Here is a 12,428-nt window from a genome sequence, read left to right as displayed (position 1 = left end):
AAAATGAGCTCATAGCCCTACGTAAAGAGAATAAGCGATTGTTAATGGAGAATGACATCCTAAAGCAAGCGGCGTTGATAATAGGACGAAAATCAAATTAATCACCGAGAATCAACATCGATATAGCTTACGTGCGTTATGTCGATGTTTACAAGTGTCAAGAAATAGCTTCTATTATCAACTACAATTAACCAGTAAAAAAACAGACAAAGAGCTTAGTAAAAAAGTGAAAGCGATATTTAACGATAACTATCAAGCCTATGGAACAAGGCGACTACAAGCAGAGCTTAGGGAGAAAAGCATACTATTATCCCGTCGCCGAATTGGTCGAATCATGCAAGAAAACGGATTAGTATCAAAATATACCTGTAAAAAATATCGTGCTAATACAGAACAAAGCAACGAATCAACAGTAAGTAATCAACTTAATCGTGAGTTTACCGTAGGCCAACAACGAAAAGTGTTAGTGACTGATTTAACTTATGTGAGAGTAAAACAACAATGGCATTACCTTTGTGTGATTATTGATGTAAGCAATCGAGAAATCGTGGGACGAAGTGCTGGAAAACATAAAAATGCTCAACTGGTTATGGATGCTATCAGCCAAATCCCTATTAACTTAAATTCAGTTGAGTTATTTCATTCAGATAGAGGAAAAGAATTTGATAATCATCTACTTGATGAATGTTTAAAGGAATTTGGCATTGAGCGTTCATTAAGCCATAAGGGATGCCCTTATGATAATGCTGTTGCTGAAGCAACATTTAAAGCGGTGAAAACTGAATTTGTGTCAAACACGATTTTTGATTCACTTGAACAACTCAGGTTGCAATTTAATCACTATGTGGATTGGTTTAATTACAACAGGCTTCATTCGTCTTTAAATTACCAGTCACCCATTGAATATAAAATGAATCTATGACCTTATCTTTTTGGTACTAAAAAGTGTGGACATACCAGACAAAGGGCTTGAAAAAGAGAGCGTTACCAGTTTTGATATTAGGTGTCAAATCTACAATCAAAACAACAAGAGGTAACGCTCATGCTTCATACTAACAATCAAATCATAAAACATGAAGTAAGCTTATTAAATTTAGCTAAAGAACTTCAGAACGTGTCTAGAGCTTGTAAAGTGATGGGAGTATCAAGAGATACGTTTTATCGTTATTGTAGTGGTCAAGTATTTTTAAACACCAATTTAGGTTGTTTTGCAATAGCTGGTGGTAAACCGGCGTTAAAACTATGTGGTCGTCTTTGGTTATAATAACCGAATAAGTAACAGAACATGTCTGACTTAGCTTTAGCTAAACTACGATAACCGGCCTTGGGGATCCATTTACTTTTCAAACTACGGAACAAGCATTCAGTAGGCGCATTGTCCCAACAATTACCACGACGGCTAACACTGTGCACTATTCCATAACGACTAAGGCAATGCCTGAATGCAGCTGATAAATACTGGCAACCTTGGTCAGAATGGAACATTAAAGCTTTTGGTTTACCTCGTAAAGGCCAAGCCATGTCTAATGCACTAATTACTAATTGACTATCGGCTTTATCTGATACGCTATAACCTACTACCCGTCGAACGTACAAATCGGCGACTATCGCCAAATAAATCCATCTGCTACCCGCCCAAATATAAGTGATATCACTTGTCCATACCTGATTTGGGCTAGTGGGGTTAGAGTTCCGTGATAGCTTATTGAGCAGTTCAAGTTGTTCCTCGATTGCACGATTAAATTGCCTTACTTTGGGTTTCTTACTGTATAATTTTGCCTCTTTCATTAATTCTCTCACCTTATAACGACCCATCTTGATACCTTGCTGGTTCAGTTTTGTGGTTATCGTTCGACTGCCTACTGAGTCTCTACTTTGTTTGAAGAGGATTTCAACCTGTTGCCGGCGTTGTTGCCTGATTTTGTTTTCCGGGCGCAAACGAGAGTTATAAAATGCTGTTCGAGATACTGCAAATAATGCGCAGACAATATTTATGGGGTATTGCTCGCTTAACTGATGGCTCAACGCATATTTTTGTCTTCTTCCGACATTAAGAGAGCGGTAGCCTTTTTTAGTATTTCTTTTTCCAATTCAAGTCGTTTTATCTTTTTCTCCATGGTTTGAATTATTTGTTGTTCTCGGGTTAGCGCTTTTGATGCGGGCGTATAGCCTTCAAGTGCTAACTTTAACTGAGCAAACCACGGCGACGCATTGCTGTTTCACTTACCCCATTGCACTGCAAGCTTCCTGTACGCTGTACCCTTGCTCAACTACCAGTGCCGCTGCATCTCGTTTAAATTCTACTGTAAATTTTTGTCGGTTTGTTGTCATTATTCACCTCATTTTGATGATATTAGTTTACCACCTAATTGAGTGTCTTGAATTATTAAACCACTACAGTGTCGGTCGGGTTTATCAACAGACTTTTGTTGATACTTATTCTAAAATTGTGCATTGTAAATTGTATGTGACCAAAACGCCAATTACAGCAGCCGATTTACTCAATGACAAGGTCTTACCATTTTATAATGCCCATCATTTGCCAATGCTTCGAATATTAACCGATAGAGGAACGGAGTTTTGTGGCAGTATTGAAAAGCATGATTATCAACTTTATCTGGCGATTAATGATATTGATCATACTAAGACAAAAGCTATGTCGCCACAAACGAATGGGATCTGCGAGCGTTTTCATAAAACTATTTTACATGAGTTTTATATGGTGACATTCCGTAAAAAGCGCTATTCAGATTTAGAAACACGCCAAACAGATCTGGACAATTGGCTGCATTATTACAATAATGAACGAACTCATCAGGGAAAAATGTGCTGTGGTCGGACACCAATGGAAACCCCGCTTGATGGAAAACGGATCTGGGAAGAAAAAAATCTGAACCAGATTTAACCTGACAGACACCCAATAAAAACGGGTAACTGTCAGATTAGGTTTGAGCTAGTACAAATCTAAATAGTACAACAAATAACTTCACCTTAATTACAGTGAACTTTAATTGCTAATCCACCACGAGATGTTTCTCGATATTTTGCATTCATATCTTTTCCCGTTTCGTACATTGTTTCAATAACCTTATCAAGCGAAACTTTAGCAGCAGTTGTACGCCTTAGTGCCATACGAGTTGCATTTATCGATTTAACCGCAGCAATTGCGTTTCTCTCAATACAAGGTACCTGTACTTGTCCATCAACAGGATCGCAAGTTAAACCTAAATTATGCTCCATCGCAATTTCAGCGGCCATACACACTTGCTCTGGGTTACCGCCTAATAACTCAGCCAAACCTGCCGCAGCCATTGAGCAGGCAACACCTACCTCTCCCTGACAACCCACTTCTGCTCCTGAAATAGAAGCGTTTTGTTGATATAACAAACCAATTGCGCCACAAGTTAAAAAGAATTTGGCATAAATATCAGGTGTTACAGGATCAATAAACTTATTATAATAAGCAAGTACTGCGGGAATAATACCGCAAGCACCATTAGTCGGCGCAGTTACAACTCGTCCACCAGCTGCATTTTCTTCACTTACTGCAAATGCAAACATATTAATCCAATCAATAATAATCATAGGATCATTATCATTTTTACTCGTTAACAATTGCCGATAAAGTGCATAAGCACGGCGAGGAACTTTTAAAGCCCCAGGCAGTAATCCCTCTGTTTTCATACCTTTTTGGATGCAATCGAGCATGGTTTTCCCAACGCGAGAAAAATAACTTTCAATTTCATCATAAGAATGAAGCGTTAATTCATTTTTTATCATAATACTAGAAATAGACAATGAATTGTCTTCGCAATGTTGGAGTAATTGCACTGCTGATGAAAAAGGATATGGGTAGTTTACGGCGCTTTGCGCTTGTTGACCAAATAATTCTTCTTCCACAATTTGCCCGCCACCCACTGAGTAGTAAGTTTTCTGTGCAATTAATTTATCATTTTGATAAGCTGTTAGCGTCATTCCATTTTCGTGAAGTGGTAAAAAATTAGAATGAAAAATAATGCTATCGAAAGAAAAGGCGATCTCATAATTTCCCTTATAAATCGGCAAGCTCTGGGTACAGTTCATTTGTTTAATAAAAATTGGAATTTCATCAATATTCACTGTATCTGGCTTTTCACCAGAAAGCCCCATAATAATAGCGATATCCGTATGATGCCCTTTGCCAGTAAGTGATAGGGAACCATAGACATCAGCAACCACTTTAGTAACCAATGACATTTTTCCATCACTAATAAGTTGATCAATAAAAACCTTACTAGCTCGCATCGGCCCAACAGTATGTGAACTAGAGGGACCAATACCAATTTTAAATATATCGAAAACTGAGTTCATTTTGTTCCTTTAAACAGCTATCGTTTATTCTTACATTAGGTAAGTAAAAAATATTAACAATAAGATGGTATATTATGGTGTTAACAATAATATAATCAAGCGTTGAAAAAGCCTGAAATTTCATCATCGCTTAAATCCATTAAGTGATATTTAGCAATTTTTATTGGATAGCAGAGTACCATACAAACCAATAAAAATCTGATAAAATATACATTTTTATTTTCATTGTTATTAATTCCATATGCATTTTTTATTAGATTTTACTTATGAATAATAAGGTACAGGTAATGCCTGATTTAAAATCCTTAATGTACAGTTCTCCTCTAGTAAATCGCTCAAAAGAAATATAATCAGGTTTTTTCTTCAAATAAACTTTTCGCATCAGGCTATTGCCAACTATATAACTATTCTCTACTTTGATATAAATACTATTATTGATATAAATACTATTATTTTCATATGGGATCATTTGCCTACAAATAGAACAGTCTTTACCATAATGATATTCTTCTCTTTCTAATTCGCCAAGATAATAACATAGAGAATCCTCTATTCACATAGGCTCTATCATTTCTTCATATTGATTTTATTTTATTATTTATAACAGGTTAATTTACTATTGAATTTTTTTATTAACAATAATTACCAATAAAATTACTTTAGTGTTACGCAAGGTACTGCTAAACTAATTGGCATTTTTTAATATATTTTTAAATAAATTATTTTCTAGGATAAATTTATGCGAACCAGTAAATATCTTCTTTCTACGTTAAAAGAGACCCCTGCTGATGCAGAAGTCATTAGCCATCAATTAATGTTACGTGCCGGTATGATCCGTAAAGTTGCCGCAGGGTTATATACTTGGCTTCCCACTGGTTACCGTGTACTTAAAAAAGTAGAAAATATTGTCCGTGAAGAGATGAATAAAGCTGGCGCAATAGAAGTATTAATGCCAGTTGTACAGCCTGCTGATATTTGGCAAGAAAGCGGTCGTTGGGAACAATATGGACCTGAGCTATTACGAATCAAAGATCGTGGCGACCGTGACTTTGTATTAGGTCCAACTCATGAAGAAGTGATTACTGATTTACTGCGTAATGAAGTTAGCTCATATAAACAATTACCTCTTAATGTGTATCAAATTCAAACTAAATTCCGTGACGAAGTGCGTCCTCGCTTTGGGGTGATGCGTTCGCGTGAATTTATTATGAAAGATGCTTATTCTTTCCATACTTCACAAGAATCATTACAAGAAACTTATGATGATATGTATAAAGCCTATAGCGCTATTTTTACACGCGCAGGCTTAAACTTTAGAGCAGTACGTGCTGATACTGGATCGATTGGTGGTAATTGGTCTCATGAATTCCAAGTGCTAGCTGATAGTGGGGAAGATGATATTGTTTTCTCAACGGAATCAGATTATGCCGCTAATATTGAAATGGCGCAAGCTTTAGCACCAACACAACAACGAGCAGAGCCAACTAAAGCGATGGAACTGGTTGATACTCCCAATGCAAAAACGATTGATGAATTAGTTCAGCAGTTTAATTTGCCAATTGAAAAAACGGTAAAAACCCTAATGGTAAAAGCAACTAAAGAAAGCGGTCATCAGTTAGTGGCATTATTAGTTCGAGGCGATCATACTTTAAACGAAATCAAAGCGGAAAAAATTGATATCGTTGCTTCACCCCTTGAATTTGCAACCGAAGAAGAAATTCGTGCTTTAGTTAACGCTGGTCCTGGTTCATTAGGTCCAATTAATTTAAACATGCCAATTATTATCGATCGTGATGTTGCTGTTATGAGCGATTTTGGCGCAGGCGCTAATATTGATCACAAACACTATTTTAACATTAATTGGGAGCGTGATGTTTCCCTACCACGTATTGAAGATATCCGTAATGTGGTTGAAGGCGATATGAGTCCTGATGGCAAAGGTACATTACAAATCAAACGTGGCATTGAAGTTGGGCATATATTCCAACTTGGCACAAAATATTCACAAGCCATGAAAGCGACAGTGCAAGGCGAAGATGGGCAAAACCATGTGATGATTATGGGATGCTATGGTATTGGGGTTAGTCGTATTGTAGCGGCAGCTATTGAACAATGCCATGATGATCGAGGTATTATTTGGCCAGAAGCTATTGCGCCATTTAGTGTTGTGATCATTCCAATGAATATGCACAAATCAGAAAAAGTGCAAGCGACAGCCGAAAAACTTTACGCAGATCTGCAAGCAGCTGGCATTGAAGTGCTTTTTGATGATCGTAAAGAACGTCCTGGTGTCATGTTTGCTGATGCTGAATTGATCGGTATACCTCATACCATTGTCATTGGTGAGCGTAATCTTGATAATGGCGAAGTAGAATATAAACACCGTGCTGGTGGCGATAAAGAAATGGTAAAAGTTGATAATATTATTGAATTTATCAAAACTCGTTGCAAGCTAGCTTAACATTAAGATAACTTGCTAACTAGTTATAAAACATAATAAAATTGGGGATCATTACCCTCAATACAACAGTAATTAGCTTATTACTGTTGTATTGTTATTATTTAGCTGCCATAAAGCCAATACTAATTAACGACTAGCGTAACGTGATTTTTTTGCAAAACTACTTTTAATTTTCAAAAATAAACATCCACAAATACTTAACAAAGAAAATGTTGAGTATAAATTCAAAGTGATATTGTTCTTTTTTTCGGCTAAAATAAATCAATAAAAATCTTACATCAATGGGTTGAAATAATGTTAAAAAAAGCCATCGCATTTGCACTATCTACCTCGTTATTATTACAAAGCTCGTCTATTGTTTATGCTGATAATATTAACCTACCCGATATAGGTACCGCTGCTGCTACAACATTAAGTATTGGCCAAGAAATGGAAATGGGCGATTATTATATACGAATGTTGCGAGCCGATGCTCCAATTATAAACGACCCTGTTTTAAGCCAATATATTAATGATTTAGGTAAAAAATTAGTTGCTAAATCAGAATCAGTAAAAACCCCTTTTCATTTCTATATTATGAAAAGTGATATACTTAATGCATTCGCTTTTTTTGGTGGAAATGTTGTCATTCATTCTAAGCTCATATTAGATACCGATAATGAAAGCCAATTGGCCTCTGTTATGGCTCACGAAATTGGTCATGTCACCCAACGGCATTTAGCCAGAGCGATGGAAAATCAAAGTCGAAATAGTCCTTATGTTTGGGGGGCAACGTTAGGCTCTTTATTGCTAACATTAGCGAATCCGGAAGCTGGCATGGCCGCGATGACAAGCACCATGGCAGGTTCAACTCAAAATATGATTAGTTTTACACAAAGCAATGAGCAAGAAGCTGATCGTGTCGGTTTAAGAACGCTTGCCAAAGCAGGGTTTGATCCTTATGCTTCATCGGAGTTTTTACAAAAGCTGGCTGATCAAAGCCGTTTTAGTAGTAAAGCGCCTGAAATATTACTTACTCACCCATTACCCAATAGTCGGTTAACGGATATTCGCAATCGCTCAATGCAATACAGTAAAAAAAGTGTATCGCCATCATTAAATTATTATTTAGCAAAAGCACGATTAGCAATCTTAATAACTAAAAATAAAAATGCTGCTAAACGATTACTTGAAGATTACAAAAAGATCAATAACGAACAAACTAAAACAGCTGTTATTTATGGTAACGCATTAGCTGACAACTTGAGTGGTAATAACCAAAAAGCAAAACAGCAGTTACAACCCTTATTAGACCGCGATCCAAATAATATTTGGTATATTGATTTAATGACTGATATTGATTTGGCGCTCAACAATAACGATGCAGCCATTACTCGCTTACAAGCCGCATTAAAAAAAGCCCCAGACAGCTCAGCTTTGCAATTGAATCTTGCTAATGCATATATAAAAAATAGAAATTACCAACAAGCCGTCACGTTATTGCATCGCTACACTTTTGACCATAATGATGATACTAATGGTTGGGATTTACTTGTTACAGCTTATGGTGGATCACGTTCAAGGGCTCAAGAAATGAGTGCTAAAGCAGAGTTACTTGCATTAGAAGGTCAATTCCAACAATCAATACAATTACTACAAAATGCGAAAAATCAAACCAAAGGCAATCAAATAATGATTTCTAAAATCGATGCAAGAATTAATCAATTAAAACAGTTGCAAAAACGTTATGCTGTTTATAAACGATAACAATCTTTAATGATCATATCTCGACTAATTTTTGTAATAATATTAGTCGAGAAAATGATAAATCAGGTTATTTTTTAAGACAAATGATCTACATTATTGAAGAATTTTACCGTAAATGCCCCTTCAGGATGCTCATGGCTTTGTTTATAATTAACCAAGCTAATGCTAGTATTTAGCATTCGAGGAAAATAATTTTCATCACGATGTAAACGCCAATCGCCACCATTTAACACACAAAGTAAAATTCGTAATACTGTCCCATGTGACACAACCAAAATATTACCCGTATCTTGAGTCGCGCTTTGAACAATGGTTTTTAATCCTTGCTTCATACGCGTTAGTATATCAAGATAATTTTCACCTTGATTAACTGAAGCGTCGAAATTAGCTGGATCAGTTAAATAAGTCGTAAATTCAGGAAACGTCTTTTTCAACAGAGGGACATGTTTACCTTCCCAAATGCCAAAATCCATTTCACGTAGATCGGCAAGCTCAAAAGTGGGAATAGTAAGATTATTTTCTTTAACAATATAATCGCGTGTTTCCATCGCACGTTGTTGTGTGCTTGAGTACGCTTGCATAAAAGGAATATCTTTTAAATATTGTCCTGTTATTTTAGCACCCAAAATGCCTTGTTCGGTTAACGGTGAATTTTGAGATCCTTGCATCTGATCTTTAATGTTCCATTCCGTTTGGCCATGTCTAATTAAGTATAAATTAATATCTTTCATTCGCACTTACTACCTTGTTTATTTTAAGAATCGGTTCGCTTATATTTATCTTTTCTAAGATAGGCTAAACAAGCCTGTAAAGTATCATCCATTGGTGCATTTAATAGCATTTCTTGTAAGCTTTTAGGATGAATAAATTTAACACTTGCTGCATGTAAAAATAATCGATTAAGCTTTGTTCCTGCTAACAATGCATCAAATTGTCTATCGCCATAGCGGTCATCAAAAGCAATGGGATGGTTAGCATATTGTGTATGAATGCGGATTTGATGTGTTCGCCCAGTAACGGGGCTTGCTTTTATTAAAGTTGCAAAATCAAACCGCTCTTCAACTTTAAAACGTGTTTCTGATGGCTTACCGTCTTTATCGACTTTCACGACTCGCTCACCGCTTTTTAACACATTTTTGAGCAATGGCGCTTGTATGACTTTGCAGTCAGAAGACCAATTACCTTTAACCAAAGCTAAATAGTTTTTCTGCATTTGTTTAAGGCGTAATTGTTCGTGTAAGGATTTTAATGCGGAGCGTTTTTTAGCAATTAATAGCGCCCCTGAAGTTTCGCGATCAATGCGATGCACTAGTTCTAAAAACTTTGCTTCAGGTCTTAAAGCTCGTAATGCTTCAATTACCCCAAAACTTAAACCACTGCCACCATGTACGGCAATACCGGATGGTTTGTTAATCGCCAATAAGACATCATCTTCATAGATAATCGCTTTTTCTAAATCGGCGACTTTATTTAGCTTGGTTGAAATTTCTGGCATGGCTTTTTCTGTCATTCGAACCGGTGGGATACGAATTTCATCGCCAATATTTAATTTATATTCAGGTTTGATCCGTTTTTTATTAACACGCACTTCACCTTTTCTTAAAATGCGATAAATCATACTTTTGGGCACACCTTTTAAATAGGTGATTAAAAAGTTATCAATTCGCTGCGTCGCATTTTCCTCTGAAATAGTAACAAATGAGACTTGTAATTTTGGTTGTGGAACAATTGAGTCCATAAGAAATGATTAACCCGCCATCTATAGATAAAGTCATTTACATTATTCAAAAATAAACTACACTATCGTAATTAAAAAATAAGATAGATTATATTCAGTATAATTAAAGAAGAAAGATTATAACGGAATATGGAGGAATAAAATAGTATGTTATCACTGCTTAATCAATACTCAAAAGGTAGATTTGCTTGGTTCTTATTGTTCTTTTCCACGCTTGCTTTTGAAATAACCGCACTTTATTTTCAACATAGCTTAGGGCTTGCACCTTGTACACTCTGTATTTACCAACGTTGTGCTATTTTGGGCATTATGCTAGCTAGCATTGTTGGGCTCATTGCTCCTCGTAACATTATTGTTCGATTAATCGGTATTTTAATTTGGATGGTTAGCGCCTATAAAGGCTTTTTGCTAGCAACATTTCATGCCCATTTACAATTTGAACCTAATTTAAGTGATACTTGTTCGATTAACGCTCAATTCCCTTCGTGGTTCCCCTTAGACTCGTTGCTTCCTAGCATGTTTAAAGCTTATGGCTCTTGTGCCGATAAAATTTGGACATTTTTAACTATTGAAATGTCACAATGGATGATTATTATTTTTGCTTGTTACCTGATTTTTGGTTTAGCTGTATTAATTTCACAGATATTTCCATCGCCAAAAGGTTCAATTTGGAATAAGTAACTTTATTTATAAAACTGGCACTTTTTGTTGAGTTTGTTAGAATGTGTGGCAATTTTATTTTACGAATTGTCACATATAAATGCTTTTAGAATATCACCCGCCTATCGAACCTTGGCTGTCCATTTTATATCAAGATGACCATATCGTGGTTGTCAATAAACAACCCGGTATTTTGTCAGTTTCAGGCAATAAACCACAATTTATTGATAGCATTATTCATCGTTTGCAACAAAAATATAGCTATGTCGAATCCGTTCATCGGCTTGATATGGCAACCAGCGGTATCATGGTTGCTGCACTGTCAAAATTAGCTGATCGCGAAATAAAAAAACAGTTTCGAGAACGTATCCCTAAAAAAATTTATATCGCGGTCGTACATGGGCATCTTGAGCAAGATATTGGCCGTGTTGAGTTACCATTAATTTGTGATTGGCCTAATCGCCCAAGGCAAATGGTTGATTTAGAAAATGGCAAACCTGCGCTAACTGAATATCAAGTGATATCCAGAAATCCAGACAACACAACTCGCATAAAATTATTCCCATTTACAGGCAGGTCGCACCAATTACGTGTTCATATGCAAGCCATCGGCCATCCCATTTTAGGTGATAAATTCTATGCTCATCCTGATGCTTTTGCAATGTCAAAAAGGCTGCTATTACACGCTCAATTGTTGACGATTAATCACCCAAAAACAGGTGAAAGTATGACATTTAGTTGCGAACCTGATTTTTAAAAATTCAACATAAAATTAGCCAGCGTGGGCTACAACCAGCTCAAGTCAATAATGAATAAACAAATAATATAAAGGAAGTCAAAATGCAAAAAATTGTGTTAGCAACCAATAATCAAGGCAAGGTCAATGAATTGCAACGGTTACTCACTGATGCCGGTTTTGATATTGTTGCACAAAGCCAATTTAATGTACCTGATGCTAACGAAACAGGTTTAACATTTATTGAAAACGCTATTTTAAAAGCACGGCATACCGCTAAATTAACAGGACTGCCGTCCATTGCTGATGACTCTGGCTTATCGGTAGATGCTCTTGGCGGTCAACCAGGAATTTATTCTGCGCGTTATGCTGGTGAACACGGTAATGATCAAAGCAATAATCAAAAATTATTAGATGCATTAAACAATGTTCCCAAAGAAAAACGTACAGCCTACTTTTATTGTGCACTGGTGTTTATGCGCCACGAAAATGATCCAACACCAATTATCTGCTTAGGAAAATGGCATGGTTTAATCTTAACTGAAGCACTAGGCGACGGTGGATTTGGTTACGACCCGCTTTTTTATATGCCTGAATTGGGTTGTACAGCGGCGCAACTAACCAAAGAACAGAAAAGCCAAATATCGCACCGAGGTCAAGCACTAAAACAATTGATTAGTAAAATTAAAACTGAATATTAATTATTCACTATATTATGTATACTCGAAATTGCATAT

The 12,428-nt window shown here is 36.2% G+C and carries 8 protein-coding genes and 4 pseudogenes; 8 read left to right on the top strand and 4 right to left on the bottom strand.

Annotation, left to right across the window (positions count from 1 at the left end):
* Window positions 1-88: 88 nt before the first annotated feature.
* Window positions 89-922 (top strand): annotated as a pseudogene (locus tag A9G41_RS02610) (IS3 family transposase); the annotation flags it as partial.
* 120 nt (window positions 923-1,042) lie between these two features.
* A pseudogene (locus A9G41_RS13810) lies at window positions 1,043-1,168 on the top strand (helix-turn-helix domain-containing protein); the annotation flags it as partial.
* Between the two features lie 8 nt (window positions 1,169-1,176).
* Here A9G41_RS13810 and A9G41_RS02605 read toward each other — a convergent pair.
* A pseudogene (locus A9G41_RS02605) lies at window positions 1,177-2,331 on the bottom strand (IS3 family transposase).
* A 58-nt stretch (window positions 2,332-2,389) separates the two neighbouring features.
* On the opposite strand from A9G41_RS02605, the pseudogene A9G41_RS02595 reads away from it, so the two are divergent.
* Window positions 2,390-2,905: pseudogene (locus A9G41_RS02595) on the top strand (integrase core domain-containing protein); the annotation flags it as partial.
* Between the two features lie 86 nt (window positions 2,906-2,991).
* Here the strand turns inward: A9G41_RS02595 and A9G41_RS02590 are convergent.
* The gene (locus tag A9G41_RS02590; RefSeq protein WP_075539301.1) at window positions 2,992-4,350 is read right to left on the bottom strand and encodes an L-serine ammonia-lyase; all 1,359 of its coding nucleotides are present in this window, start codon (window positions 4,348-4,350) and stop codon (window positions 2,992-2,994) included.
* 739 nt (window positions 4,351-5,089) lie between these two features.
* On the opposite strand from A9G41_RS02590, the gene proS reads away from it, so the two are divergent.
* Entirely contained in the window at window positions 5,090-6,811 is a 1,722-nt protein-coding gene (gene proS / locus A9G41_RS02585; protein WP_065566527.1) for a proline--tRNA ligase, read from the top strand.
* Between the two features lie 294 nt (window positions 6,812-7,105).
* Window positions 7,106-8,557 (top strand): beta-barrel assembly-enhancing protease, encoded by a 1,452-nt coding sequence (locus A9G41_RS02580; RefSeq protein ID WP_075539300.1) that lies wholly within the window; start codon window positions 7,106-7,108, stop codon window positions 8,555-8,557.
* 74 nt (window positions 8,558-8,631) lie between these two features.
* On the opposite strand, the gene A9G41_RS02575 is transcribed toward A9G41_RS02580, so the two are convergent.
* Together A9G41_RS02575 and rluC are read right to left on the bottom strand one after the other, a co-directional pair.
* On the bottom strand, window positions 8,632-9,288 hold the full coding sequence (locus tag A9G41_RS02575; RefSeq protein WP_075539299.1) for a histidine phosphatase family protein: 657 nt from the start codon (window positions 9,286-9,288) through the stop codon (window positions 8,632-8,634).
* A gap of 23 nt (window positions 9,289-9,311) precedes the next feature.
* Window positions 9,312-10,295, bottom strand: coding sequence for a 23S rRNA pseudouridine(955/2504/2580) synthase RluC (rluC, locus tag A9G41_RS02570; protein WP_075539298.1), 984 nt, complete (start codon window positions 10,293-10,295; stop codon window positions 9,312-9,314).
* 147 nt (window positions 10,296-10,442) lie between these two features.
* Between rluC and dsbB the strand changes: the two genes are divergently transcribed.
* The 3 genes from dsbB (at window position 10,443) to A9G41_RS02555 (ending at window position 12,392) form a co-directional block, all read left to right on the top strand.
* A complete protein-coding gene (gene dsbB, locus A9G41_RS02565) occupies window positions 10,443-10,976 on the top strand; it encodes a disulfide bond formation protein DsbB (protein ID WP_065579768.1) in 534 nt (177 codons plus the stop codon).
* 79 nt (window positions 10,977-11,055) lie between these two features.
* Window positions 11,056-11,712, top strand: coding sequence for a bifunctional tRNA pseudouridine(32) synthase/23S rRNA pseudouridine(746) synthase RluA (gene rluA, locus A9G41_RS02560; protein ID WP_065581878.1), 657 nt, complete (start codon window positions 11,056-11,058; stop codon window positions 11,710-11,712).
* Window positions 11,713-11,795: 83 nt separating this feature from the next.
* Window positions 11,796-12,392, top strand: a complete 597-nt coding sequence (locus A9G41_RS02555) for an XTP/dITP diphosphatase (protein WP_065581879.1) — start codon at window positions 11,796-11,798, stop codon at window positions 12,390-12,392.
* The last annotated feature ends 36 nt before the right edge of the window (window positions 12,393-12,428 follow it).

This window comes from Gilliamella sp. Nev5-1, assembly GCF_001690895.1.
Classification (GTDB): domain Bacteria; phylum Pseudomonadota; class Gammaproteobacteria; order Enterobacterales; family Orbaceae; genus Gilliamella; species Gilliamella apicola_C.
Note: the sequence above shows the minus strand (reverse complement) of the source record. Positions and strands in the feature narration are given on the sequence as shown.

Coding starts and splice junctions, on each gene's coding strand:
- A9G41_RS02590 (WP_075539301.1), bottom strand. CDS start 4,350: ATGAACTCAGTTTTCGATATATTTAAAATTGGTATTGGTCCCTCTAGT.
- proS (WP_065566527.1), top strand. CDS start 5,090: ATGCGAACCAGTAAATATCTTCTTTCTACGTTAAAAGAGACCCCTGCT.
- A9G41_RS02580 (WP_075539300.1), top strand. CDS start 7,106: ATGTTAAAAAAAGCCATCGCATTTGCACTATCTACCTCGTTATTATTA.
- A9G41_RS02575 (WP_075539299.1), bottom strand. CDS start 9,288: ATGAAAGATATTAATTTATACTTAATTAGACATGGCCAAACGGAATGG.
- rluC (WP_075539298.1), bottom strand. CDS start 10,295: ATGGACTCAATTGTTCCACAACCAAAATTACAAGTCTCATTTGTTACT.
- dsbB (WP_065579768.1), top strand. CDS start 10,443: ATGTTATCACTGCTTAATCAATACTCAAAAGGTAGATTTGCTTGGTTC.
- rluA (WP_065581878.1), top strand. CDS start 11,056: ATGCTTTTAGAATATCACCCGCCTATCGAACCTTGGCTGTCCATTTTA.
- A9G41_RS02555 (WP_065581879.1), top strand. CDS start 11,796: ATGCAAAAAATTGTGTTAGCAACCAATAATCAAGGCAAGGTCAATGAA.